The 26376-nt window shown below is 43.5% G+C and carries 21 protein-coding genes; 3 read left to right on the forward strand and 18 right to left on the reverse strand.

Annotation, left to right across the window (positions count from 1 at the left end; genetic code table 11):
• Nucleotides 1–86: 86 nt before the first annotated feature.
• Nucleotides 87–3800 carry a transcription-repair coupling factor gene (gene mfd, locus ACTXGL_RS02035; RefSeq protein ID WP_443524508.1) on the reverse strand — a complete coding sequence of 1238 codons (3714 nt, stop codon included), beginning with the start codon at nt 3798–3800 and terminating at the stop codon, nt 87–89.
• Between the two features lie 395 nt (nt 3801–4195).
• Here mfd and ACTXGL_RS02040 point away from each other — a divergent pair, with 395 nt between their 5' ends.
• Nucleotides 4196–5830, forward strand: coding sequence for a BCCT family transporter (locus tag ACTXGL_RS02040; RefSeq protein ID WP_443524510.1), 1635 nt, complete (start codon nt 4196–4198; stop codon nt 5828–5830).
• 117 nt (nt 5831–5947) lie between these two features.
• Here ACTXGL_RS02040 and rraA read toward each other — a convergent pair whose 3' ends face one another.
• Nucleotides 5948–6484, reverse strand: coding sequence for a ribonuclease E activity regulator RraA (rraA, locus tag ACTXGL_RS02045; RefSeq protein ID WP_443524512.1), 537 nt, complete (start codon nt 6482–6484; stop codon nt 5948–5950).
• Between the two features lie 196 nt (nt 6485–6680).
• The gene (locus ACTXGL_RS02050; protein ID WP_443524513.1) at nt 6681–7382 is read right to left on the reverse strand and encodes an NAD-dependent epimerase/dehydratase family protein; all 702 of its coding nucleotides are present in this window, start codon (nt 7380–7382) and stop codon (nt 6681–6683) included.
• 463 nt (nt 7383–7845) lie between these two features.
• On the opposite strand from ACTXGL_RS02050, the gene rpsT reads away from it, so the two are divergent.
• Together rpsT and ACTXGL_RS02060 are read left to right on the forward strand one after the other, a co-directional pair.
• The gene (gene rpsT, locus ACTXGL_RS02055; RefSeq protein WP_058024191.1) at nt 7846–8112 is read left to right on the forward strand and encodes a 30S ribosomal protein S20; all 267 of its coding nucleotides are present in this window, start codon (nt 7846–7848) and stop codon (nt 8110–8112) included.
• A gap of 129 nt (nt 8113–8241) precedes the next feature.
• On the forward strand, nt 8242–9393 hold the full coding sequence (locus ACTXGL_RS02060) for an FAD binding domain-containing protein (protein ID WP_443524515.1): 1152 nt from the start codon (nt 8242–8244) through the stop codon (nt 9391–9393).
• A 115-nt stretch (nt 9394–9508) separates the two neighbouring features.
• Here the strand turns inward: ACTXGL_RS02060 and ACTXGL_RS02065 are convergent, their stop codons facing one another.
• The 15 genes from ACTXGL_RS02065 to proB all read right to left on the reverse strand — a co-directional run bounded on the left by ACTXGL_RS02065 (nt 9509) and on the right by proB (nt 26349).
• Nucleotides 9509–10345 (reverse strand): histidine phosphatase family protein, encoded by an 837-nt coding sequence (locus tag ACTXGL_RS02065; protein ID WP_443524838.1) that lies wholly within the window; start codon nt 10343–10345, stop codon nt 9509–9511.
• A gap of 107 nt (nt 10346–10452) precedes the next feature.
• On the reverse strand, nt 10453–11250 hold the full coding sequence (locus ACTXGL_RS02070; RefSeq protein ID WP_443524516.1) for a metallophosphoesterase: 798 nt from the start codon (nt 11248–11250) through the stop codon (nt 10453–10455).
• 246 nt (nt 11251–11496) lie between these two features.
• Nucleotides 11497–12195, reverse strand: a complete 699-nt coding sequence (gene pyrF, locus ACTXGL_RS02075; protein ID WP_443524518.1) for an orotidine-5'-phosphate decarboxylase — start codon at nt 12193–12195, stop codon at nt 11497–11499.
• A gap of 72 nt (nt 12196–12267) precedes the next feature.
• On the reverse strand, nt 12268–12675 hold the full coding sequence (locus ACTXGL_RS02080; RefSeq protein ID WP_443524520.1) for a lipopolysaccharide assembly protein LapA domain-containing protein: 408 nt from the start codon (nt 12673–12675) through the stop codon (nt 12268–12270).
• A 57-nt stretch (nt 12676–12732) separates the two neighbouring features.
• Nucleotides 12733–13038, reverse strand: a complete 306-nt coding sequence (locus ACTXGL_RS02085) for an integration host factor subunit beta (protein WP_319050085.1) — start codon at nt 13036–13038, stop codon at nt 12733–12735.
• 322 nt (nt 13039–13360) lie between these two features.
• Complete coding sequence (gene rpsA, locus ACTXGL_RS02090; protein ID WP_443524522.1) at nt 13361–15049, reverse strand: 30S ribosomal protein S1; 1689 nt, start codon at nt 15047–15049, stop codon at nt 13361–13363.
• Nucleotides 15050–15345: 296 nt separating this feature from the next.
• The gene (cmk, locus tag ACTXGL_RS02095; protein ID WP_443524523.1) at nt 15346–16113 is read right to left on the reverse strand and encodes a (d)CMP kinase; all 768 of its coding nucleotides are present in this window, start codon (nt 16111–16113) and stop codon (nt 15346–15348) included.
• A gap of 178 nt (nt 16114–16291) precedes the next feature.
• Entirely contained in the window at nt 16292–16879 is a 588-nt protein-coding gene (gene tadA / locus ACTXGL_RS02100) for a tRNA adenosine(34) deaminase TadA (protein ID WP_443524525.1), read from the reverse strand.
• A complete protein-coding gene (locus tag ACTXGL_RS02105; protein WP_443524526.1) occupies nt 16880–17617 on the reverse strand; it encodes a uracil-DNA glycosylase in 738 nt (245 codons plus the stop codon).
• Nucleotides 17618–17826: 209 nt separating this feature from the next.
• Complete coding sequence (gene clpA, locus ACTXGL_RS02110) at nt 17827–20373, reverse strand: ATP-dependent Clp protease ATP-binding subunit ClpA (protein ID WP_443524528.1); 2547 nt, start codon at nt 20371–20373, stop codon at nt 17827–17829.
• Nucleotides 20374–21101: 728 nt separating this feature from the next.
• On the reverse strand, nt 21102–21497 hold the full coding sequence (locus ACTXGL_RS02115) for an ATP-dependent Clp protease adaptor ClpS (RefSeq protein ID WP_319050078.1): 396 nt from the start codon (nt 21495–21497) through the stop codon (nt 21102–21104).
• Between the two features lie 186 nt (nt 21498–21683).
• Nucleotides 21684–22463, reverse strand: coding sequence for a hypothetical protein (locus tag ACTXGL_RS02120; protein ID WP_443524529.1), 780 nt, complete (start codon nt 22461–22463; stop codon nt 21684–21686).
• Between the two features lie 190 nt (nt 22464–22653).
• On the reverse strand, nt 22654–23721 hold the full coding sequence (argC, locus tag ACTXGL_RS02125; RefSeq protein WP_443524531.1) for an N-acetyl-gamma-glutamyl-phosphate reductase: 1068 nt from the start codon (nt 23719–23721) through the stop codon (nt 22654–22656).
• A gap of 86 nt (nt 23722–23807) precedes the next feature.
• On the reverse strand, nt 23808–24944 hold the full coding sequence (hemE, locus tag ACTXGL_RS02130; protein ID WP_443524533.1) for a uroporphyrinogen decarboxylase: 1137 nt from the start codon (nt 24942–24944) through the stop codon (nt 23808–23810).
• A 232-nt stretch (nt 24945–25176) separates the two neighbouring features.
• The gene (gene proB / locus ACTXGL_RS02135; RefSeq protein ID WP_443524535.1) at nt 25177–26349 is read right to left on the reverse strand and encodes a glutamate 5-kinase; all 1173 of its coding nucleotides are present in this window, start codon (nt 26347–26349) and stop codon (nt 25177–25179) included.
• Nucleotides 26350–26376: the final 27 nt, after the last annotated feature.

Genomic DNA, 26376 nt, shown 5'->3' on the forward strand with positions numbered 1-26376 from the left:
TCCTTTCGATAAAATAGCACCATAACTGACTGCTTCACTGTTACCTATCAACCTACTCAAACTATCTACCTTTTATCAAAGCCAAACTAAGCAGGTTCTGTCACCATATGCTCGCTAAAATAGCGCAACAGTTCTTGTATGACCGTCACTCGCTGCTGCGGTGTTGCCAACTTATCGCTATGTTGATAGCGAATACCAGATGCGCCATTCATACGGTAATGCTGACCATTCGATTGAATTAGCTTAATAATAGCTAAGGCATCGACTGGCGTATCTGGCGCAAATTCCAGCGTCATACTACTACTATTCGCATCAATCTTATTAATCTTTAATGGTTCTGCTTGCAAACGCAATCCATGAATGGCAAATAGCTGCTTGGTTTGGTCCGGTAACGCGCCAAAGCGGTCAATCATCTCTGTACGAATATCCGTCAACGATTCTTTGTCATCAGTGTTGCTAATGCGTTTATAAAACAACAAACGCTGATGCACGTCGTGTAGATACTCTTCTGGAATAAGCGCCGAGCTATGCAAGTTAATCTCGCTGGTTAGCGATAATGGCGTGTTCAAGTCAGGCTCTTTACCGGCTTTAATTGCTTTAGTCGCTCGCTCCAGCATATCCATATACAGGCTAAAACCAATCGCCTGCATATTACCACTTTGCTGCTTACCCAATATCTCACCTGCTCCGCGAATCTCTAGATCTTCACTCGCCAGCATAAAGCCTGCACCTAGTGTATTGGCGCGTTCAATCGCGTGGAGGCGGCGCTTGGCATCTCCTTTAAGACCTTTAAGAGAAGGCACTAATAAGTAGCAATACGCCTGATGATGACTACGTCCTACGCGGCCTCGCAGCTGGTGTAGTTGCGCTAGACCAAATTTATCAGCACGCTCAATGATAATGGTATTGGCATTTGGCACATCAATACCTGTTTCGATGATAGTCGAGCATACCAGCACATTGAATTTTTTATGATAGAACTGCTGCATGATTTGCTCAAGCTGGCGCTCTTGCATTTGCCCGTGAGCAACGCCTACTCTTGCCTCGGGTACGAGGTCACGAATGGTCTCTGCCATACGCTCAATACTAGCCACATCGTTGTGCAACAGATAGACCTGCCCGCCGCGTAGCAGCTCACGTAGGATAGCCTCTTTCATCAACGCTTCTGTCTTTTGCATGACAAAAGTTTTGATGGCAAGTCGGCGTGCAGGTGGGGTTGCGATAATAGACATATCACGCATGCCTGAGAGCGCCATATTAAGCGTTCTAGGAATAGGCGTCGCTGTCATAGACATACTGTCTACATCTGTCTGAATAGCCTTAATACGCTCTTTGTGGCGCACGCCAAATCGGTGCTCTTCATCAACGATCATCAGCCCAAGGTTGGCAAACTTCACATCGGGCTGTAATAGTTTATGAGTACCAATCACGATATCGACTTTACCATCAGCCAAATCCGCCAGCACCATGTCTTGATGTTTTTTACCACCGAAACGTGACAAGCTCTCAATACGCACTGGCCAATCAGCAAAACGATCACGGAAGTTGTCTTCGTGCTGTCCTGCGAGCAGTGTGGTAGGTACCAATACCGCCACTTGATAGCCTGCACTGACGGCAATGAAAGCGGCGCGCATCGCCACTTCTGTTTTGCCAAAGCCAACATCGCCGCAAATGAGACGATCCATTGGCTGGTTTTGTCTCATGTCTTCCATAACGGCATGGATGGCATTGGCTTGGTCAGCAGTCTCTTCAAACGCAAACTGACTGGCAAATAGCTCATATTGCGACGGGTCTATTTTAAAGTGGATGCCAACTTTAGCCTCACGCCTCGCTTGCATGTTGAGCAGCTCTGCGGCAACATCATGAATCTGTTCTAACGCCTTTTGCTTCGCCCTATCCCACTTACCACTACCAATCTTATGGAGCGGTGCTAACGCTGGATCACCGCCACTATAACGACTGATCATTTGCAGATTAGCGACCGGTACATAGATACTGGCATCATCATCATATTTTAAATGAATAAATTCTTGCTCACCATCGCCCACATCTAGCGTAATCAAACCGTTATAGCGACCGATACCATGCTCAATATGTACCACTGGGCTACCGTCTGTTATCTCAGTGACGCTTTTGACTAAGAACTCTTCTGATACACCGCTTTGACGACGGCGACGCGTTTGTAAGACTTGACGACCAAACAGCTGCGTCTCACTAATCAATACTAAGCGTTCAGGCACATAGACACCACGCTCAATCGGTGCCACAGTCAAACCGACATGCGGTAGACGAGCATTATTCATAGCACTCGTTTTATCTGCTGCTAAGAATGCTTCAAAGCTATCATATGCCTTGATATCAATCTTACCTTTAAACAGCTCAATGAGAATCTCACGACGGCCAGCGGTTTCTGCGACGATTAGTACTGGCGTTGCGGTTTCTTGTTGTGTGGTTAAGAATGCTAGTAGCTCAGCCAATGGTTCAGATTTTTGATGGTTAACTGCCAGCTCTGGCGGTTTTTGCGCACTTAATGTGACTAGGCCTTGCTGTTTAGTCTCATTATCATCAATGATATCGAGCGGCAGCTGTCTCTCAGATGGGAGTTTACTTTCAATATCCTGTGTCGCTAGCTCATCGCGTGCGCTTAGTATCACTCGCGGGTACTGGTTTAACTGCTCATTGAGCGCGTTAGATAATAGATATAACAGCGCAGGGTCTACGATAGGCTTATCAATATCGTGCCGACGCTCCTCATAACGGCGCTGGATCTGTGACCAATAATCTGCCTGCTTTTCGTTGATCAGCTCATCTGTGATAAACAACGCGTCATTGGGTAGGTAAGAGAATAAACTACTCTCTTCTTGCCAGTCTTTTAAATCAAAAAATAGCGGCTGATAATATTCCAGTCCGCTACTCGCAATACCTGCCATCACATCTTTATGCAGCTCAGACTTGCGGCTACTGGCATTAGGGAACATGGCCGCAAAATTCATGCGGAAGGTCTCGCGACCCTCATCCAGTGGGAACTCTTTTGCGGGAAGTATTTGAAACTGCTCGATAGGCTTAGAAATATCCGGCATCTTATGTAGTAGCGACAGCGACTCTTTGCCCATACTGGTATCATTACCCGTCAGCATTGCCTTGAGATCGTCAGCGGTCAAAGTGCGCTGCGTTTGCGGATGAAAAAAGCGAATGGTTTCGATTTCGTCATCAAATAAATCTAAACGTAGTGGGAAAGGCTGACCCATAGCAAAAATATCAATAATGCTGCCACGTACAGCAAACTCACCAGGCTCAAAGACATTGTCAACAGCACGGTAGCCCGCTTTTGCCAATAGCCCGCGTTGAGTGCTGATATCGAACCGATCGCCAACACTCAAATCAAAATGCTGACCGATTAACCAACTCGGCGGCGCCACACGATGCATTAGCGCCTGTACTGAGATAAGTAGCACGCCTGAGCTTGGCATGTCTGTCAACAAGTTAATACGTTCGCTGACGATATCTTGATGCGGTGACAGCTCATCATATGTCAGTGTTTCCCAGTCGGGGAACACATAGGCATCGACCCCGCAAAATGCCAGCTCGGTTTCTATCTGATTGAGTTGGTTTTGGTCGCGTGCCACCACGACCTTTAATCGCTCGGCAACATTCCATAGTGGCGTCTGAACCAAACTTGCCAACCACAAGCTACTGACCGCACCATGGACAGGCGCTAGCCAACGCCGCTCGGCATTTTGGATAGGAAACAACTGCTGGTTAATAGGGTCGAACGCATCAGTCAAAGCAGTAATAGGCATAAAAGATAGGATCAAAGTTAAGGAATTAGAAAGCTATTATACGAATATTTGAGCAATTACCAATACGATTTGACAAAACCAAACAGTTTGTTAGTATGGCACGCTTTTTATAATTATCGATCTTAACGTTTATTGTTTTGAGCTCTCTTTCTATTATTAGCATTTTATTGTTTTTATATACGTTTTCGCATATTAGCTTAAACAACTCTCTCCTATAAAGGCTTCTGACTGAGTGTCAACTACTCAGTAGCTTTTACGATTTATAGATCCTTAGAAGCCCTTTTATATCACCTAAAATTTAAAGCTTGTAGCTGCCAAAAACTATTTACTATTAATGAGTAGTCGATACTTTGACGGTGTCCAGCTCAGCTAACTCATCAGGAGATTCGTCACCTATGAACGAGCAAAAACAGATTCCAAAGCATCTTCTCGACAAGTTCCGTCGCAGACTCTATACCACTGAGCATACTACTGGTGAAAATAACACTGAGATATTAGGGTTAGATTTACACAGACCTGTATTCTTCTTTACCGCGTTTGCCGTTATTGGCTTTGTTTTATTTGCATTATTACTACCTAATATAGCTAACGCTTGGCTCAATGGTACTCAGGATTGGGTGGTCAATAGTTTCGATTGGCTATTTATCAGTACCGCCAATATCATGGTGATATTTAGTCTGATATTAATTGTATCGCCCTATGGCAGTATCCGAATTGGCGGTATCAATGCCAAACCTGATTTCAACCGGGGCTCATGGCTCTCAATGCTGTTCGCAGCTGGTATGGGCATCGGTCTTATGTTTTGGAGTGTGGCTGAACCATTGGCTTATGCAAGCGGCTGGGCAGGTACACCACTTGGCGTAACCGCAGGCAGTCCTGAAGCGTATCGTGCTGCTATGGGTGCAACGATGTATCATTGGGGTTTGCACCCTTGGGGTATCTATGCCGTCGTTGGTTTGTCATTGGCCCTATTTGCTTATAATTTCCGCTTTCCATTGACCATGCGCTCCGTGTTTTATCCTATTTTTAAAGAAAAAACGTGGGGGTTACCTGGCCATATTATTGATATATTGGCCGTACTAGCGACGATATTTGGTTTAGCGACTTCACTAGGTTTGGGTGCTCAACAAGCAGCCAGCGGACTCAATTATTTGTTTGGTTGGGATTTTGCAGGCAATTCACTTGAGATTGCCATCATAGTGGTCGTCACTGCGCTTGCCACAATATCAGTGGCACGTGGTCTCGATGGCGGGGTCAAGCTGTTGAGCAACGTTAATATGCTAGTCGCTTTGGCGTTACTATTGTTCGTATTCTTCGTCGGAGACTCACTCGGGCTTCTAAGCAAAATCGGCGCCACCACTATTGATTATGCAACTTATATCATCCCGTTATCTAATCCTATAGGCCGCAGTGATGGTGAGTTCTTTCACGGCTGGACCGTGTTTTATTGGGCGTGGTGGATCAGCTGGTCACCATTTGTAGGTATGTTTATTGCTCGTATCTCAAAGGGCCGTACCGTACGTGAGTTTATTACTTCAGTGATGTTAGCCCCTACCCTGGTAACCATCATCTGGATGACGGTCTTTGGACAGTCAGGATTGAGTCAATATGACAATAAAGTCGGTGAGCTGGCAGGTGGGGTTAGTGATGCATCCTTAACCTTGTTTCAGATGCTGGCAAATCTTCCTTTAGGGACCATTACCTCTTTAATTGCTATCATTCTAGTAATGGTGTTTTTTGTGACCTCATCAGACTCAGGATCTTTGGTTGTCGACACGATTACAGCGGGTGGTAAACTTGAAGCGTCAATATATCAGCGTATATTTTGGGCAGTTGCTCAGGGTCTTATTGCTATTGCGCTGCTTTATGGCGGCGGCGCACAAGCTCTAAAAACCATCCAAGCAGGCTCGGTAAGCACCGGCTTGCCTTTTACTTCGGTATTGATCGTGATGTGTATTAGCTTGTGGCTTGGCTTACGCAGGATCTATAAAGCACGTGAGCAGATGCTCTCGGAGCTTGAAAAATATTAACGGTTTGATTATTTTCAACCAAAAAACCCAGTTCTGTCATTGAACTGGGTTTTTTCTTTATAGTCATTTGGGATATATACTTGTTCGTAACTGTATGAGGTTTAGACTAATAATAATTTACGCTATCAAAGGCTCATAACTTGCAATAATGCCATTGTTATCTGCATAAACAAACATGCCTGAGTTGAGCGTTAAATCACCAAAGCTGATTTCGATATCTGTCTGTCCTTCATCACGTCGGGTCGACTTGCGCGGGATACAACCAAGTGCCATGACACCAATATTCATCGCTGCTATGTCATCAACATCACGTACACACCCATATACGATCACTCCAGCCCAGCCATTGTCGATGGCTGATTGCGCAATCATATCGCCCAGTAGTGCACAGCGCATAGACCCGCCGCCGTCGACGACTAGCACTTTACCGTTGCCCGCTTCATCTTTGCCATCACTATTCAATAACGATTTGACACGGCTATTGTCTTCAAAACATTTGACAGTCACGATTTCACCGCAGAACTTATCTTTTGCGCCAAAGCTATGAAACGACTTACCTTCTATATTAGGTAAGCATACCTGCAAATCAGGATTATCATCCAATAAATCACAAGTCACAAAATTCTCTCTATTCATTTCCATTGATTCTGACATTTCTTCTACTCCTTATCATTAGTGAGTTTGCTCATGGACATGCTTATGCTAACTGAAGATACTGTACTCTCTATCGGTGCTGTAATCTATCGGTGCTGTAATTTTAGGCTTGTGTCATTGGTAGATGGTCACTCCAGATGAGCACTCTCGTATGGCAACTTTGGGACGTACTCTGCACTTAAAAGACACCATACCGTTATTTCTTGACGCGAGTCATTGACAGCATTTTTTTATTTTCGATAATGTCTGTCTGATGAGTCTGAGGTTCGGAGCGGTATTTACTACGATGATAGATGTCATGCGCACTCATCGCCATAGCACTAGCAACACGTTTGGCAGAGATCGGATGTAGTGAAAGCGACTCTGAAACCAAAGGCGAGATTAGCTTAAACGCTTTTTGACCAATACTCTCAAGCGGACGTCCTTGGTGTTTACCTAGCAATAACGAAGGTCGTAAGATCACCAATTGTGTAAAGCCCAATGTCATAATAGACTGCTCAGTCTCGCCCTTAACACGATTGTACAAAAACCGACTGTCGATATCAGCATTCATCGACGACAGTAGAAAGAAGTTTTCCACACCTTTATCACGGCATAGTTTGGCAAAGTTGACATTGTAATCGTGATCTATCTTTCGAAAAGCCTCATCGCTACCCGCTTGTTTTTTGGTCGTACCCAGACAGCTAAAGGCATCTGTCGTTCGGTCAGCACCGACGCTTGCGAACACCTCAGAGAGGTTTTCAAAATCATTAACCTGATAAAATCGCATGCTGGCATTAATGTAGCGTGGCGGGCGCCGAGCGATCACAATCAGTGTGTCATAAAGCTCACTCAGCTGTTTTGCCAAATGCTGCCCTACCAATCCCGTTGCGCCAATCACAATTGCTTTTCGCTGCATACTCTATCCACTTATATGACATTAAAAATTCTATATTGATGAAGAATGACCCATGCTAAGGTCTATCGTTAGGATATCATACCTAAATTCATAGCCAGCTGACGCCATTATGCACAATATATTGTAAAAGATTTTATCAGCTACTTATATCTTCTAGTGTCTATGATTGGTTTCGTTATCTAAATACGCCAAATTTATAAAATTACACCACTTCTTTGAGCATTAATCATCAAATATATTGTCCTATGCTCAATAATTTGCTAAGATAACCGGCTTTACACGTCAACGCTGTTTAATTATTCCAAACAGTTCTGGCGCTTGCGATGATCTATTCATATTAGATACTTTAATATCAGACATCGACATCATGTTTGACGAGACGGCTGCTCGTCACCGATGATTGTTAAACCCATTATTGCAATCAACATTCATATTTTTATCTGTCTTTATCAAGGAGATACGCGTGGCTAATACTGCACAAGCTCGTAAACGCGCCCGTCAAAACACCAAACGTCGTCAGAACTCTGCGTCACAACGCTCTATGGTTCGTACTTACTTAAAACGTGTTGATGCGGCTATCGAAGCTAAAGATTATGACGCGGCTACCGAAGCTTACAAAAAAGCGGTACCAGTTATTGATCGTATGGCTGACAAAGGTATTATTCATAAGAATAAAGCTGCTCGTCGTAAGAGCCGCCTAAACAAAACAATCAAAGGCCTACAAGCTTAAGATTTGTATTGTTTAGACCGCATCACGCTTTTATAGCGTAATGACTAAAACCTTGCCACTGGTTCTCATACCGGGGCAAGGTTTTTTTATGCTACTCTCATGTACATATAAATATCTAGGAGAGGCTTAGTGGAATCAATAAATAAGCGGGCAATCGTGATTGGTGGTTCATTAGCTGGGCTGTTTTCAGGGACACTATTACGCTCTATTGGCTGGCAAGTAGATATTTATGAGCGCTCGACTCATGATTTGGACAGTAGAGGCGGCGGTATTGTATTGCAGGCCGATGTCGTCACTGCCCTCAAAAAAGCAGGAATTGCGACAGAAAATTTAGGTGTCGATGCCCTTGAGCGTTATTACCTACAAAAAAATGGCCAAATTGAAAAAATGGCCATGCGTCAGACACTTACCTCTTGGAATATTCTGTATCGCTCGATGCGAAGGCACTTTTCAGATGCGCATTATCATCAAGGCAAAGTATTAGCGCAGGTACAATCGAAAGGCACTAAGGTAACCGCTACTTTCGTTGATGGCTCTTGTGAGACTGCAGACTTATTAATTGGTGCTGACGGCCCAACTTCAACAGTGCGTCAGCAGCTTTTGCCTACTTACGAGCCTCAATATGCAGGTTACGTAGCTTATAGAGGCTTAGTCGATGAGGCTGACTTAGAGCCAGAAGCTGCCAAGATATTTACGGAACGCTTCGTATTTTATGATTTCCCAAACTCCCATATTTTGGCCTACGTCATTCCTGGCGAAAACGAATCACTGGTTCCAGGAAAACGTCGATTCAATTGGGTATGGTACGTCAACTACGACGAGAAGACAGAGCTCGCTCACATACTTACTGACAAGAACGGTAAGCCGCGAAAGTACTCTGTTCCACCAGAAATGATGTCACCTACGGTTGAGGAAGCAATGCGACACTACGCAGATGGTGTACTTGCTGTTCCTTTTAAAAAGTTAATAGCCGCAACTAAAGCGCCTTTTGTACAGTCTATTTTGGATTTGACAGTGCCGCAAATGGCTTTCGATAACGTTGCTCTGATAGGCGACGCTGCTTTTATTCCTCGCCCTCATACAGCAGCTGGTACCTCAAAAGCTGCGGCAAATGCGATTTCACTGGTGCAGGCACTGGTCCATCATAATCATGACGTTACTAACGCTTTACAGGCGTGGGAGAGCAATCAGCTATCGTATGGCATGAAGCTATGGAATCATGGTCGTAGCGTAGGTGATCGTTCTCAGTTCTCCTATGGTAAAAATCGAATAGCAGGATAGAACGCAAAATTAGGATGATTTTTCGCTTTTAAGATACCTAGGTCACATTGATACTTAGGTAATACTGATGCTCGGGTCAAGTGCATGCCTACTAAGCATGAAACACCTTTAGCAATCAGTTCCAATTCAATGTTGGCGGTAACAGCAACTTACTTGGATGAAAGCCTGCTGCACGGTAGCCCTCTAGTAAAGAGCTGACCGGCCTGGTATATACTTGCCCTCGCCAAATAAAATGCGCATTTGCCTGATCGAAAGGTTTGTCATCAAACCATAAAAACACGCCTTCCATCATCTTTGGCCAGTCATTCCAATCAATCTCAACCACATCAAACATCACTGCTAAAAATGCAGACAACAATGTATCGTGACTCACAGCAAGCATTAGATGACCGTGCTGTGGTTGGTTTTGATAAAAAAGCGATAAAATATCAAGACCACCTTGATAAGCATTTTTGGTACCCTCAAGATTGCCTTGCAAAAAGCGATTGATAAAATTTAGCACCCCAATCTCTTTGAATACTGGATTTGCTATTTCAGGCTCAGTGACGAGGCTACCAGGCTCAACTAATAGTGATTGACGTGCAATATCACGTTTAAGACCAGCCCCTTCTTGCATCAACTGCGCGGTATCAATACAGCGTCCAATCGGACTTGAGATACTATCGACATCGAGTGAGTATGGGAGGTGACCTGCAAGCCAACGCCCCCAAGATTTAGCCAATACGCGGCCTTTGGGCGTCAGAGGTAGCTGATAACTGGCAAACCCATTGCCATCAGAGCGCTCACGCAAAGAATGCCTAGTAAATAAAATCAGACGTTTGTCTTCAGGCAATAAACTAACCGATGGAATCATACTATCTGGTAGATGTGACGGTGCGGGCGCACTTGGTGTGTGACTCGCAAGCTTGTCAGCGGATATTTTTGATGGGGTATTATTCAGATATTTACTCATGGTAGCAAGCGTAGCAGATTTTTTGTCAGGAATGAACAACATACAAATTCAGTTGCAATATATCTTGTAAATATTTGGTAGTATTTTAATGTTATATCAAAGCTAATTTAACCAATATCGATGACTCTATCCCATGCAAACGCTAATGCCGTACTACTAACTTCATTGGGATAGGCTCTTGGATTGACGACTACCCGCGTATTGCCTATTTGATAATCAAAGGCTTCATGAGTATGTCCATGTACCCATAGCATTGGTGCCCAGTCCTCATCCATCCATCCAGATAGATCACTAACGAAGGCCGCATTACTCGGTAAGTTGGCGTATTTTTTGGACACGGACAATGCGCTAACGCTATGATGGCTCATTACTATTGTCTTTTTACCCAGCGCTTTGGCAGTGATCAATGCTTGTTGCAACCACTGACGGTGTTTTGCATGAATTTGCATTGAGATTTCAGGCGAGAACATCTCTTTACCAGCATAGATTTGCTTATAATCACGCATAAAATGCCTAGCAGCAGCCATGGTGTCTTCATTAGCATGATACTGGTAATCAGTCCATAACGTACAGCCCAAGATCCGTACGTCCCCAATATCAATGTGCTGACATTGCAAGACACGGACACCCTCACCAGACGCTGTGTTGTAGTTATCCCAAGTCGCAAGGTTTTGGTCAAAACTCAGTACATCTTCATCAAAGTACTCATGATTGCCTGCGATAGTAATCAAAGGCACTTGTAAGCGTGATGCTTGCTCTTGTAGCCATGGCATACCCTTATCACTATTGGCGGTATCTCCTGCTACCAATACGATATCTGCATCAGTCTTAGGAATATGCCCGATAGGCTGCGACTGGCGCACATAACTATCAATATGTAAGTCACTCAATATCTGTAATTTCATATTATTCAATATCATCCAGTAATGTCATTATCGATCATCTCACCAGCATACAAACGTACATCAAGTGCAGCCTCACTCTTTAAGCCAGCGCTTAGCAAGCCAAATATTTACTATGGTCGACAATACTTGAAAAATGCTATGGAGCATAAGACTAAACAGTGTAGCAGCTTTCTGTCCGTCATCGAACAGTAAAAAGGCAGCCTGAACGGCTGCCTTTTTACTGTTAACTACTACAAACCCTATATATCAAATACTCTGAAGTATTTTGTTCAGCTTAGCCGCAGGATCTGTCGCTTGAGTGATCGAGCGCCCAATAACCAGATAATCAGAACCGTCTACCAATGCTTGACTCGGCGTACAGATGCGCTTTTGATCATCAGCACTGTCTTCCGCTAATCGAATGCCAGGTGTGACCAACTTAAAGTCTGGACCACAGAGCTGCTTGAGTGCCTTTGCTTCCTGTGCAGAGCAAACCACACCATCCAAACCAGCTTGCTTAGTCAATTGTGCTAAACGGCTCACTTGCGCATCTAAGCCATCAGTAATACCTGTTTGCATCAGCGCTTCATTGTCCATCGAGGTCAATACAGTAACGGCAATAAGCAATGTATCAAGATCCTTATCTAGCAAACGTTGTTTTGCCAAAGACATAGCTTCTAGACCCGCACTTGCATGGACGTTCACCATCCACACACCAAGTTCGGCTGCAGTCACTACTGCTTGAGCAGTCGTATTAGGGATATCGTGAAATTTTAAGTCTAAGAATACTTCAAAATTACGCTGGTGTAGCGCTTTAATGACCTCAGGGCCACAGCGAGTAAACAACTCTTTGCCTACTTTCAATCGGCATAACGTTGGATCTAGCTTATCAGCTAACGCTAAAGAGGCTTGCAGAGTCATGTTATCTAGGGCAACAATCACTGGAGAATTAATCGTGTTATTCATGGTTTTGCCATATGTCAGAATTATCAAAGCATTATATTTTTGAGGTCAGCAGTACTGCTATCGCTCAGTAAGCTAATCACGTTTACGCTTGGACAGCGTACCACCAGCATTCAAGTCAGTTTCCGCGCTGCCCTGGACATTCGTAGTCCTTGCACTATAAACGGCTTCATCCACCGTTGGCGCACTTGCTTGACGGTCAATAACCGCATTGGCTTGCGTCAGCTGCTCTTCTAAATGTGTGTTCGCCTTATTTAGACGTGATATTTCCCATCTATTCTGTAAGACACGGAATATGAGCAATGACAGCAAGATACCAATGACAATGCCAAGCATCAAGCACAGGATGAGTAGTAACCCCAAGTTCATCGTAGGCGCTTGCGAAAACAGTAAATTGACTCCGACCTCGGTATTATTTGCTAACACCAAACCAAGCGAATAAGCAAAGCTCAAGAACAGCAATACAAATAGTAAAAAGCGCATGAGACAGTTACCCCTGTTTGGAATGATAAGGTGTGCTTGGTCAATAATAGATAAATATTAGCTATGGGCTACTTTATCGTTGACTGCTTCACGCAGAGCCTTACCTGGTTTAAAGTGTGGAATGGCTTTGGCTGGGACTGGTACACTTTCACCCGTCTTAGGGTTGCGTCCCACACGAGCACGGCGATGATGTAGACAAAAACTACCAAACCCGCGAACCTCGACTCGACCATCACTAGCCAAAGTATGAGTCATTAAATTTAATATTTCACGAACGGCATCATCGACAGTAGTATCTGCCATGTTGTCACAATTCGCACTCAAGTTACTAATAAATTCAGATTTGTTGATCGCTTGCTGCATTATTACACTTGCCTTGTTGATTAATGGATAAACTGATGATGAAACAGTATCGTGTGCTTAGTAAGTAATTTAATAGCTAATGATTAGCTATTCATTAAAAAATACATTCATGGCTAAAGTTAGGTTATAGCTCTGCATACACTGATGCTCACATCTCGTTACTCAATGTTGCAAATGATAGCGGATATTGCGGTAAATAGGAATAAGAGTTTGTCCATTTAGCCAAAAACCTTCGTTATTAATTATCCCTATCAAAATTTAATCAAAAAAAAAGCGACCGAAGTCGCTTTTTTATATTACTACTATATCAATAACTTACAGCTTACTGCATTTGTTCTTTGATCAAGTCACCAATAGTTTTTGGCTGTGCATCAGAACCTGGAGCAGCAGCAGTATTGGTGCTACCAAGATCTTTAATCGCTTGACGCTCTTCAGCTTCGTCTTTCGCTTTGATAGACAAGTTGATGTTGCGTGTTTTACGATCAACACTGATGATTTTCGCTTCAACGTCATCACCAACGCTCAGATGCTTAGTTGCATCTTCAACGCGGTCACGTTGGATCTCAGAAGCACGTAGGTAGGCTTCAACTTCGTCAGCAAGCTCGATAGTAGCGCCTTTAGCGTCTACTTCTTTTACTTTACCATTAACGATAGCACCGCGGTCGTTACCAACTAGGTATTCGTTAAATGGATCAGAGCTCAACTGTTTCACGCCTAGGCTGATACGGTTAGCTTCTGCATCTACAGACAATACCATAGCTTCTACAGTATCGCCTTTATTGTAGTTACGGATAGCATCTTCGCCAGTCTCGTTCCAAGAGATATCAGATAGATGAACAAGACCATCAATACCACCGTCTAGACCGATAAAGATACCGAAGTCAGTGATTGATTTGATCGTACCAGTGATTTTATCACCGCGCTCATGTTTCTTATCAAACTCATCCCATGGGTTAGCTAGAGTCTGCTTGATACCAAGGCTGATACGGCGACGTTCTTCGTCGATATCAAGAATCATTACTTCAACTTCATCGCCCACTTGAACAACTTTAGATGGGTGGATGTTTTTGTTGGTATGATCCATTTCTGATACGTGTACTAGACCTTCAATACCTTCAGAAATCTCAGCAAAACAACCATAATCAGTTAGGTTGGTTACGCGTGCTTTAACAACACTACCTACTGGATAAGTACCGCCAACGTTATCCCAAGGATCAGTACCAAGTTGTTTTAGACCTAGGCTTACGCGGTTGCGCTCACGGTCAAACTTCAATACTTTAACTTTTAGGTCTTGGCCAACTTCAACAACTTCAGATGGATGCTTGATACGGCGCCATGCCATGTCAGTGATGTGCAATAGACCATCGATACCACCTAGATCAACGAACGCGCCGTAATCAGTAAGGTTCTTAACGATACCTTCGATCTCGATGCCTTCTTCAAGCTTGTTCAATAGCTCTTCGCGCTCAGCTGAGTTTTCAGCTTCCATAACTGCACGGCGGCTAACAACAACGTTGTTGCGTTTTTGGTCAAGTTTGATGACTTTGAATTCTAGCTCTTTGCCTTCAAGATGCGTTGTATCACGGATAGGACGTACATCTACCAATGAACCTGGTAGGAACGCGCGTACTGAACCGATATCTACGGTGAAACCGCCTTTAACTTTGCTTGAAATAATACCTTTAACGATTTCATCGTTATCAGCGATTTTTTCAAGGAAGTTCCAAGTTTCAACACGCTTAGCTTTCTCACGTGACAGCAAGGTTTGACCCATGCCGTTATCAACCGCTTCAACTACGACATCAACGCTATCGCCAACTTCAACTTCAAGTTCGCCTTCTTCGCTTAAAAACTCTTCACGAGCGACGATACCTTCAGATTTCAGACCAGTATCTACTGTGATCCAATCGCTATCGATGGCCACAACAGTACCGTTGATAACCGAGCCACGCTCGATATCTAGGCCTGTTTCTTCGATGCTCGCTTCAAATAGTTCAGCAAATGATTCCATTATGTCTACCTTTGTATAGCCGTATCCTGTCCAGCACAGTACGGATCAAATTTATGATTGCATAAAACGAGGATACTGGTTTTATATCTCATACAATCATATAAAAAAACGTTTGTTGTTAGTAAGCATATTATCGAAATTACTAACAACAACTGTCTTTTTCTGAATTTTTCAGCTGACTATCATAGTCTGGTTAAAATACTGAATCCTAACTGTATAATTCTACATCAAAAACAAAGCTTGTGTTGAACTTTTTGGTACTTAATATGTTGTTTTTATTAGCTATTACTCTTTTATTAACTACTAAAAAAAACGCCTTGATCTTGGCAGTGCTTCTTTACTTGCTCATAAACAGCATCGGCATTGAGAGTAGAGCTATCAAGTAATAGAGCATCTGTCGCAGGTTTTGATGGCGCTGTACTACGATTTTCATCACGGTCATCACGTGCTTTGATCGTTGATAAAATCGCCTCAAAATCTGCCGTTTGACCCGCATCAATTAGCTGGGTAACACGGCGCTGAGCACGCGCTTCAGCACTGGCAGTCAAATACACTTTGACATCCGCATCTGGGAATACAACCGTTCCCATATCGCGACCATCAGCGACAAGCCCTGAACGTGTGGCCATGTCTTGTTGTAATGTGAGTAAGGCCTCACGAACTTGTGGAAACACTGCAATTTGCGACGCATATCCACCGACTGTCTCATTGCGTACTTGGTCACCAACTGCTTGCCCATTCACGATGATGTCTACACGTCCTGAGTCATTGTTCGGTACAAACGCTATATCTAAGCTTTTTGTAAGTGCCAATACAGCATCTTCGTCAATTGGTTGGCTAGCATCTGCGGTTATTAATCCAGCTTCAAATGCCTTGAGTCCTACGATTCTATATAACGCCCCGGAATCCAACAATTGATAACCCAGTACTTGTGCCAAACGCCAAGTGACCGTACCTTTTCCTGCACCGCTAGGGCCATCAATACAGATCACAGGATAGCGCGTTGGATGACCTTTGCTATCACTTTTGTTGAGCAAATCGTTGTCAGATGTGGAGACGGTCATAGTGCTTACTCAACAATAATAATTGCTACTTATGGGATCTATCACATAATCTCAATAAAGTAATATTTACTGATATATCATACGTTTGGTAGCAGAACAAAAGGTTCGCTACCAAATAGGGCGATATTATAGCAAAAAATAGACGCTATCACTAGCACCAAGACTGATATCTTGTTTATTAGTTATTTTCAATCAAAGCCTTACTTTTATTCTTTTTTGCTGCTCGCCTACGCTCACGAAAAAACGTCTTTAGCATCTGACTACTATGCTCACTGCACAACCCTCTATGAACTTGGATATTGTGGTTGTAAAAAGGCTGAATTGATAAATCAAGCTGACTACCTACCATACCAGCACGTGGTTCATTCGCTGCATATATTAGCCTATCTACACGAGCGTGAATCAAGGCACCAATACACATAGTACACGGCTCCAAAGTCACATATAGAGTTGTGTGTAGTGGCAATCGATAGTTTTCTAAGCGTTGACACGCATCTCTCAACGCGACTATCTCAGCATGAGCTGTCGCATCGTGACCGCCAATTGGTTGATTAAACCCTTGACCGATTATCTGCCGCTCATGAACTAACACTGCCCCGACTGGTACTTCCCCACACTCAGCTCCCTGTTCAGCGAGTTTCAGCGCTTTTTGCATCCATTTGGCATCTTCAGCTAACCAAAATGTACTGGTATGCACACCTTTGATATCTGGCTGATGACTCAACGATTGATAAGGTTTCAAACTTGTACTCGACATGGTCATCATCTATTGTGGCAGTTGCCAATCAATCGGTGTCTGACCGTATTGCACCAAATAATCATTGGTTTTGGAAAAAGGTTTGGTACCAAAGAACCCACCACGGTTGGCAGCCAAGGGTGAAGGATGTACTGCAGTCAGAATCAAATGCTTATCGGTATCAATATATTTTCCCTTCTTCTGTGCTTTACTACCCCATAGTATAAACACAGTATGCTCTGTCTGTTCGTTCACCGCATCAATGACTGCATCAGTGAACTGCTCCCAGCCTTTATTTTGATGACTATTCGGCTCGCCTTCTCGTACAGTCAGTGAACTATTTAACAGTAAAACACCTTGCTCCGCCCAATAGGTCAGATCACCATGCGCTGATGGACGGATACCGATATCATCTGCCATCTCTTTTAGTAGATTATTGAGTGATGGCGGCTTTGGAATGGCTTTAGGGACAGAAAATGACAACCCCATTGCCTGTCCTGGACGATGATAAGGATCTTGACCTAAAATTACGACCTTAACCTGTGATAAAGGAGTAAGGTTCAGCGCATTGAACATCAGTGGTGCTGGTGGGTAGATGCTATCACTCGACTGATAAGCTTCTTTCAAAAATGCGCGTAAATTGTCCATATTGTTAGACGTCAACTCATCTGCTAATGCCGTCTTCCAGTCTTCTGGCAAGCGGACATTATTTAGAATAGCTTGTTTTTGCTCTGGCGTTTTGGTTGTCTGTTCGTCAAACAGTTCCATGATATATCCTTTTTATATTTATTATGAGATAGGGCTCAATGATTGGTTTATTTTAAAGGTTAATGGTAACAAAAAACCATATGAGCTTTGTTGATAAATTATAGCAATAAAAAAACGGCTACCGCATTCATACGGTAACCGTTTGTCATTCACTCGAACTAAGCACCTTAGAACTAAACGAATTAGTAGTAAGTACCTCAGTAAGCTGCTTAGCTGGCTACTGACTCAGAATCCGAACGCGGCTCATGAGTTTCAACGACTGTCAGAACGATTCGACTGTCAGATGAGCCTTTATCCGTAGACTTATCTAGCTTCACGGTATCGCCATCTTGTGTGTCGTCTGCTTTGGGTTCCAAAGTCAGGTGAACTACCCCACCATTCACCAATTCACCGAATAAGATCATGCTTGCCAATGGCTTTTTGATTTCATCCTGAATCAGGCGCTGCATCGGACGCGCACCCATCAGACGGTCATAACCTTTGTCAGCTAGATAATCCCGTACGTCATCATCAATCTCTAAAGTGACTTGCTTATCATCAAGCTGTACTTGCAGCTCAACCAAGAATTTATCAACAACCGATACGACAACTGAAGTATCTAGGGGATTGAACTGAATAATCGCATCTAAACGGTTACGGAATTCTGGCGTAAAGACGCGCTTGAGTGACTCGGTATTATCACGGCTATGATCTTGCTGAGTAAAGCCCATAGAAGAGCGACTGATACTATCAGCACCAACGTTCGTTGTCATGATAACAATGACTTGCTTGAAGATAGCAACACGGCCGTTATTGTCCGTCAAGGTACCATGATCCATGACTTGCAGTAACAAGTTGAACACATCTGGATGTGCTTTTTCAATTTCATCAAGAAGCAATACACAATGCGGATGTTGGTTGATTTTTTCGGTCAACAAACCACCTTGATCATACCCGACATAGCCTGGAGGCGCACCAATCAGGCGCGAGGCAGTATGGGCCTCCATATACTCTGACATATCGAAACGTACCAGCTCTACGCCTAACAAGTTAGCAAGCTGACGTGATACTTCTGTTTTACCCACGCCTGTTGGTCCTGCAAACATAAACGAGCCGATTGGCTTATCTGGTGCTTTTAATCCTGCACGAGACAGTTTGATGGCATCAGCAAGTGTTGCAATCGCCTCATCCTGACCAAACACTAGATGCTTGAGGTCGCGATCCAAGTGTTCAAGAATGCTCTTGTCATCACTTGATACAGACTTAGGCGGAATACGTGCAAGCTTAGCAATAATAGCTTCGATATCAGCCACGTCGATTTTCATTGGCGGTTTCGCTGCTTTTGATACTTTTACACCATCAGTAGACTTAGCGCGGTCATCTGCCTTAGCAGCTTCGGCTTCGTCTAACATTTCATTATCACTGCCATTGTCTGCATCGATATCAACCTCTTCGGCATCGATTTGCGCATCAAAATCTTGCTCTAAATCGGCAATAAAGCTCTCTTCAGCATCGATGTCTTCTACATCAGGTACCACGCCCAAACGCTTATAAGCACCTGCTTCGTCGATTACGTCAATAGCTTTGTCAGGCAAGAAACGTTCGTGAATGTGCTTGGCTGATAATTGTACTGCCGTGACTAATGCTTCGTCGGTATACTCGACATTGTGGAACTCTTCGTAACGAGGTTTGAGACCGCGTAAAATATCAATAGTATCATCGACGCTAGGCTCTTTTACGTCGATCTTCTGGAAGCGACGCGATAGTGCGTGATCTTTTTCAAATACCTGACGATACTCAGTAAAGGTAGTTGAACCAATACAGCGCAGCTCACCGTTGGCAAGTGCAGGCTTAATTAAGTTTGATACATCCATATTACTACTCATCGACGACCCTGCGCCAATGATCATATGAATCTCATCAATAAAAAGAATAGCATTTGGTTTTTTCTTCAAGGCATCAAGCAATGATTTCATACGCTTTTCAAAATCACCGCGATATTTGGTGCCCGCGATCAGTGAGCCGATATCAAGGCTATAGATCACGCAACCATTAAGTGGTTTCGGCGCTTTGTCATTGATGATTAACCATGCTAAACCTTCGGCGATAGACGTTTTACCAACACCAGGCTCACCCACCAATAATGGGTTGTTTTTGCGGCGACGGCATAAGACTTGAGCCGCACGCTCAATTTCAGAAGCACGTCCAATTAAAGGATCTGTCTTACCTTCTGCAGCACGTTGATTTAAATTGGTCGCAAACTCAACCAATGGATCTTTGCTGGTTTTTTCAGATGCACTACGACGCTCACCAGACATAGAAGCACGAGGTTCAGACGGCTCTTCTTTGTCTTGACCATGTGACAAATACTGGGTCAGTTCAAGGCGACTAATGCCCTGCTTTTTGAGCAAATAAACGGCATAAGTATCATGCTCTGAGAACATAGATACTAAAATATCAGAGCCTTCAACTAGGCGACCACCGCCTATAGATTGCACGTGAAAAATAGCGCGCTGCAAAATACGATCGAAGCTTTGCGTTGGCTGCGGCGATTGTTCCGTGTTTGCATCGATAGTTGGCGTATGCTTATTAATATACGCTTCAAGCTCAGACCGTAGCGCCGACACATTGGCATTACAAGCAGTCAACGTATTGGCAGCGTGGGTGTTTTCTAGTAGCGCTAGTAGCAGGTGTTCAACAGTAAGATACTCATGCGATTTTTGGCGCGCAAGCGTCATTGCTAAACGTAGAGAAACTTCAAGATGACGACTTAACATAACAACTTCCTACGGTTATATCTATCTTTATAATTGATAGTTTTATGAATGAGTTAGTAAGTAAATCAGGGCGGTAGATCGATTGTTCAAGGGTGATATTCGTATTATCACAAGTCGTGAATATATTGTTTGTGATAAAGACTGTTTTACGAATGCTTAACCTATCTACCAGTTAGCAGTGATTGTGATAATTCATAGTCGCTTGTCTTTATATCAACACGATATTTGGACGGAGTCAATCTATTAACGCAGACTAAAGTGTATCAAAGCATACAAAAAGTAAGTGTTAAAAGGCTAAACAGCAACGACTGACACTCAAAATTTTGAGCAGATAAAAGATGAATAGATTATTAGGGGTATTAATATCGAGAGGATTATTTGAGTACTATGCCAAATGACTATGCTAAATAGCTCTGTAGCCAACAAAGCAGCTATCATCATAGTGCAGCTATCATAATAGTATCGAATTCAAAGCTATTTATAGACACACTTTAATATATAAGGATATATTATGAAAAAATCAAGTCTATCATAGCGACGTGGCTGCTCACTAATATGGTTAATACAATGAAGATTTGAAACAAAGTGATTAGAAAAATAAGTATTGAAAGAAAAGCAGACGTTGAGAAGATAAGTGATCAAGCTCACTGTGATAGTGAGCCGTTTATATATGTTAAAAAATCCTGCATGATGAGGCAAATACTAATGAAAAAACGAGACGCAAACGCTTATTCACCTTGATGAGGTTCAATCTGCGTCAGTAACGGATAACCTTCACGGTGCGCCAAGCTATTTACTTTTTTGGCTTTGGTCTCAGCAATATCTTTGGGGTAAATGCCAGCAATGCCTTTGCTACTGTTATGAATCGTCAACATAATCTCAACCGCAGAATCCATGGTATGGCGAAACTCTGACTGTAAAATATAAACAACGAATTCCATTGGCGTATAGTTGTCATTGTACATAACCACTGCATACATTGGTGGTTTAGCGACTTCTGGTTCTGCGACCAATACATCTGCTTGCGGTGATGTTTCATCATCGGTATCGCCATCTTGTGCACGATACGCAGGTATATGTGGAAAGTGCCAATCAGCAGCTGTTGGCATGTCTTGTGATATCATTTTTTTCATCATAATCAAAGTATAATTATAAGGTAAGTTTAAAATAAAAGAAGTTGTAAAGGCAGGCGGTGAGCCATGATGCAAAATATAATTACTAACTATAGTCGCTCTACTTTCTATGACTATAATCGTTCTACTTTGCTTTTGGCTATATCATCGCTATTAGATGTTTATTAGGACACGTCCCTATTGTGAAATGGGGCTTTCATCGACTTCTGGCAAATCTAAAAGTGATGGTAACATGTTATCAACTCTATCGCCGAGTCTCCAATCATACAGTTGTTCCACCTCTTGCCCACCTGCTTGCAAGCTAAGCTTTGCTTGTAAAGGCTTGAAACCTGATGGCATCACAAAGCGACCACGTATACGGACAATACCTTCAATAGCATAGCTTGCAGGATCTAGGGGCACTTCTACAAGGTCATCATTGTTGAGCAGTGTCAACGTTGGTCTAAGACGCTTGGCCTGACCATCGCTGCTAAGCATCCCGATGTCAAAACCATACTCAAAAGCATTTTCGGGTAGTGGCTCAATCTTGGCGCCTAATACTTGCAGTGGCATACCGCCTTTATCACTAATGACATCAGCATATAATTCATTGAGCTGTGTGACTTGTCTGTTTTCTACTGTCAACGCTTGCTGGTTTTCACGCAGCTCGTTGAGGTTCGCTAAGCTTATGGCCAATTCTTGCTTGGCAGTTGCCGCCTGATTCGTCGCTATCTTGTTACTGAGACGCAAGTCCTCAAGTGCTGCTGTCGCTTCAGTACCATCGATAATTGCTTGTTTAGCTTGTGTTTCCATCGAGTGAAAGCCGCGCTGATAGCCAAGCTTATGACCAAATACTAATCCAACCACAGCTGTTACTAATACGGCTACCACGAACAATGCCAGTACTAGCGTAGATGCGCCGCGTTGATTGCTCCCGACATGCTGTTCAAAACCATTATCATCTTGATTGGAATGCATTTTGTATCCCAAATCAGATAGAACAGGTTCTTGACACGATAAGCGTGCTGACTTCGAGAAAAAGCGTAGTTCAAGCTTAGTACGCATCTAGAGGGTATCTCTTAAAAGTAAGGGCAAGTCATTATAGCGGAATTTATAATCAATACCTAGTATCATAAATATGAATGACTTAAACGCAACAAAGTCAGCATTAAGGAACAATAGGCGCAAAATTTAGTCCCATTGTTTCATCAAATCCAAACATCACATTCATATTTTGAACGGCCTGTCCTGCTGCACCTTTCACCAAATTATCTTGTACGACAATAACCGTCAATTCGGCGCGCTCATTGTCTTGATGTATCGCAATGCGCAAACGATTACTAGCACGCACACTGCGTGTGTCTGGATAAATACCTTTTGGCATGACATCAACGAAACTTTCTAAGGCGTAGCTGTCTTCAAACGTTTGCTGCCAATCAATAGCCACGCCCTCATCAGTCAATTCCATATGAATCGAACTGAGCATGCCACGTATCATCGGTACCAGATGCGGTAAGAAACGGATACGGTGGTCAAACTGACTACCCAATAACTGTGCAACACCCTGCTCTATCTCAGGTAAATGGCGATGACCTTCAACGCTATAGGCTTTGAAGTTATCGGTTGTCTCAGCATAGTTGAGTGCAAGCGATGCTTGGCGACCAGCACCAGATACTCCAGATTTGGCATCAATTACGATACGAGACTCAATCAACCTTTTTGTTTGTTCATTTTGTGCTTCGATGATTGGTTTTAGTCCCAAGATTGCGGTGGTTGGATAACAGCCAGGATTACCTACTAACAATGCACTGGCAAGCTTATCACGATTGATTTCAGGCAATCCATAAACCGCTGTCTTCAACAGCTCAGGACAGGCGTGAGACTGTTTGTACCAGTGCTCAAACTCAGTCAATGATTGCAAACGAAAGTCAGCAGCCAAATCAATAACTTTTACGCCAGCTTGCGTGAGCGCTTCAGCTTGCTTCATCGCTACACCATGTGGCGTTGCAAAAAACACAACATCACACTCTTGTAGTGCACTCAGCGTGTTATCACCTAAATCACTGAACACGATGTCAGAGATACCGCGCAAACTTGGAAATATTTCATCAGCACGAGTGCCAGCTTCGCTACGCGAGGTAAGCAAATCAATAGAAACCTCAGGGTGAGCAGACAATAAGCGAATGAGCTCGATACCTGTATAGCCTGTACCACCGACAATAGCTGCTGAAATCATAAAACACTCTCTTTTATTCAAAATTACTAGACAATACCGATAGGCTCTTACATGGCTCATCTAGCCATACAAGAGTAAGCCCAATTTTAGATTTTATAGTCGTGTACTGCATCGACAAAGACTTTGGCATTGTCGGGGTTAACCCATTGAGTGATGCCATGACCTAAGTTTGCTATATAACCTGTCTTTTCGCCATCTGCATAAGCACGATCAAGCATTGCATTCACCTCAGCACGAATAGTCGCTGGTGATCCATATAGTGTTGCTGGATCTAAATTACCTTGAATGGCTTTGCTACTTTGCAGTTTTTTATGTTTTTTGGTCAACTGGCGCTGGCTTTCAGTTAGTACTTGACGCGCACGGTCAAGTGGCATCGTCCAGTCTAGACCTAGCACATCAGCCTCACTATCAGCTTGAGTATCAAGCCATAACCCGCCACCTTTAGTGAACAATACTACCGGTACTTGCGGGTGACGCAACTTCAGTTCAGCGACGATGCGTTTGTTGTAAACGTGCGAAAACTCAATAAACTGACGATGGCCAAGTGCGCCGCCCCAACTGTCAAATATTTGTACAATCTGAGCACCGGCAACGATTTGTGCATCTAGGTAATCAATAACCGAGGTCGCAAGCTTATCCAATAATTGATGTAAAAAACCAGGATTACTGTACAAGAAACCTTTCGTATAACGGTAATCTTTCGAGCTTCCGCCCTCAATCATATACGTAGCTAGCGTCCACGGACTGCCTGAAAACCCAAACAATGGTACTTGACCATTCAATGCTTTACGGATACTTGTGACGGCGCGCATCACATAGTCAAGAGAATCATTAGGTTCAAGTACCGGCAATCTATCAAGATCTGCCTGTTCACGAATCGGGTGTTTGAACTTAGGACCTTCACCCGTTTCAAAATAAAGACCCAATCCCATAGCATCAGGAATGGTCAAAATATCACTAAATAAAATAGCCGCATCTAGATCAAAACGACGTAATGGCTGGAGCGTCACTTCAGTAGCTCGATCTGTATCTTTGCACAGACTCATAAAGTCGCCTGCTTCAGCACGAGTGGCTTTGTACTCTGGTAGATAACGACCAGCTTGACGCATCATCCAAACTGGCGTGGTATCGATGGGTTCAAAGCGCAATGCGCGTAGCAGTCTGTCATTTTTCAAAGGGGCAAACTGCTGCTGAATCGAGTCACTATTGTCTAAAGCACTCATGTACAAATCTCCAAAGTAACACAATATCCATAATCGTTAACGGATGCTGTATTGGATAAAATAGATTGAATAAAATAATAAACGGTTATAGCGTATGAACTACATCAACTGAGATTAAGACAGAGTTTATCACCTATTTGTAGTTGATAAATTCATCTAACGCACCTAATATCCGGCGTACCTAAAACTTAGAGACGCTAGATAAAGTAAAGGCAGCTAAACAACTTATGCGCTATACGGTGAGTGCAAGATTATCACGATGTACCATAACCACGCGTTCTTCATTGTTGCCAAAGATCTTATCGAACTGTTCAGTACGCTCACGAGCGACGCGGCGTGCATCATTCGATGAAAAATTCACCTGTCCCACTGCAATACGCTCGCCAGTATCTTGATGGGTGATTTCTACGACGTCGCCTTCATCGAAGTCGCCACGCACATCTACCACGCCAACAGGCAATAGACTTCTATTGTGTTCAGTGAGCGCGTTGGCAGCGCCAGCATCAACCATCAGACTTCCTGCCATGCGCAAATGAGCTGCAAGCCACTGTTTACGTGCAATGATTTTGTCTTCGTCATTGGTAGTCAGCAATGTGCCTACCGCCTCACCTGACACCACACGAGTGATCACATCATCAATCGCACCGCTCACGATAACAGTTGGGCAACCGCCCATCGCAGCCAGACGACCCGCACGGATTTTGGTCAACATACCACCGCGTCCGAGCTTGCCACCGTCACCTGCTATGTCAAATAAATAATCAGCCATCGCACGCTCTTGACGGATCATTTTGGCATTGGGGTTGTCACGTGGGTTATCAGTAAATACCCCATCTTGATCCGTTAAAATAATGTACAAGTCTGCATTGATCATCGCCGCTGCCATGGCACCCAACGTATCATTATCACCGAATTTGATTTCATCAATAGTGATGGTATCATTTTCGTTGATAACGGGCAGTACACGCCATTCTAATAGTTGCGTCAGCGCACTTGTGGTGTTGAGATAACGGCTACGATTGGACAAATCATCGTGCGTTAATAGAAGCTGCGAGCTTTGAATACCATGCTGAATCAGAGCTGACCACCACGTTTCGATCAAACCCATCTGACCGATAGACGCACAAGCTTGTAGTGCGGCCAGTTTTTTGGGACGCTCCTCGAGATCCATACGTACCACACCTTCGGCAACGGCTCCTGATGACACCAGCAACACCTCTACGCCTTTTTTGTGTAAGCGAGCAATTTGCTTTGCCCACTCATATATGGCAGTACGATCCAGCCCCCGACCATTGTTAGTCAGTAACGACGAGCCAATCTTGACAATAACGCGCTGAATATCAAAGTTGCGATCTTGTTTAATAAACCTTGCTTCTTCGGTCGTATTTGCGATGTCACCTGCCATATAAACTCCTTTTTCTCACATAAATTG

The organism is Psychrobacter sp. T6-6, assembly GCF_052258185.1.
In the GTDB taxonomy this organism is placed as follows: domain Bacteria; phylum Pseudomonadota; class Gammaproteobacteria; order Pseudomonadales; family Moraxellaceae; genus Psychrobacter.

What these genes read in the sequence shown, in the direction of transcription:
- mfd (WP_443524508.1), bottom strand. Translation starts at nt 3,800, where the DNA reads ATGCCTATTACTGCTTTGACTGATGCGTTCGACCCTATTAACCAGCAG.
- ACTXGL_RS02040 (WP_443524510.1), top strand. Translation starts at nt 4,196, where the DNA reads ATGAACGAGCAAAAACAGATTCCAAAGCATCTTCTCGACAAGTTCCGT.
- rraA (WP_443524512.1), bottom strand. Translation starts at nt 6,484, where the DNA reads ATGTCAGAATCAATGGAAATGAATAGAGAGAATTTTGTGACTTGTGAT.
- ACTXGL_RS02050 (WP_443524513.1), bottom strand. Translation starts at nt 7,382, where the DNA reads ATGCAGCGAAAAGCAATTGTGATTGGCGCAACGGGATTGGTAGGGCAG.
- ACTXGL_RS02065 (WP_443524838.1), bottom strand. Translation starts at nt 10,345, where the DNA reads ATGAGTAAATATCTGAATAATACCCCATCAAAAATATCCGCTGACAAG.
- ACTXGL_RS02070 (WP_443524516.1), bottom strand. Translation starts at nt 11,250, where the DNA reads ATGAAATTACAGATATTGAGTGACTTACATATTGATAGTTATGTGCGC.
- pyrF (WP_443524518.1), bottom strand. Translation starts at nt 12,195, where the DNA reads ATGAATAACACGATTAATTCTCCAGTGATTGTTGCCCTAGATAACATG.
- ACTXGL_RS02080 (WP_443524520.1), bottom strand. Translation starts at nt 12,675, where the DNA reads ATGCGCTTTTTACTATTTGTATTGCTGTTCTTGAGCTTTGCTTATTCG.
- ACTXGL_RS02085 (WP_319050085.1), bottom strand. Translation starts at nt 13,038, where the DNA reads ATGCAGCAAGCGATCAACAAATCTGAATTTATTAGTAACTTGAGTGCG.
- rpsA (WP_443524522.1), bottom strand. Translation starts at nt 15,049, where the DNA reads ATGGAATCATTTGCTGAACTATTTGAAGCGAGCATCGAAGAAACAGGC.
- cmk (WP_443524523.1), bottom strand. Translation starts at nt 16,113, where the DNA reads ATGACCGTCTCCACATCTGACAACGATTTGCTCAACAAAAGTGATAGC.
- tadA (WP_443524525.1), bottom strand. Translation starts at nt 16,879, where the DNA reads ATGATGACCATGTCGAGTACAAGTTTGAAACCTTATCAATCGTTGAGT.
- ACTXGL_RS02105 (WP_443524526.1), bottom strand. Translation starts at nt 17,617, where the DNA reads ATGGAACTGTTTGACGAACAGACAACCAAAACGCCAGAGCAAAAACAA.
- clpA (WP_443524528.1), bottom strand. Translation starts at nt 20,373, where the DNA reads ATGTTAAGTCGTCATCTTGAAGTTTCTCTACGTTTAGCAATGACGCTT.
- ACTXGL_RS02115 (WP_319050078.1), bottom strand. Translation starts at nt 21,497, where the DNA reads ATGATATCACAAGACATGCCAACAGCTGCTGATTGGCACTTTCCACAT.
- ACTXGL_RS02120 (WP_443524529.1), bottom strand. Translation starts at nt 22,463, where the DNA reads ATGCATTCCAATCAAGATGATAATGGTTTTGAACAGCATGTCGGGAGC.
- argC (WP_443524531.1), bottom strand. Translation starts at nt 23,721, where the DNA reads ATGATTTCAGCAGCTATTGTCGGTGGTACAGGCTATACAGGTATCGAG.
- hemE (WP_443524533.1), bottom strand. Translation starts at nt 24,944, where the DNA reads ATGAGTGCTTTAGACAATAGTGACTCGATTCAGCAGCAGTTTGCCCCT.
- proB (WP_443524535.1), bottom strand. Translation starts at nt 26,349, where the DNA reads ATGGCAGGTGACATCGCAAATACGACCGAAGAAGCAAGGTTTATTAAA.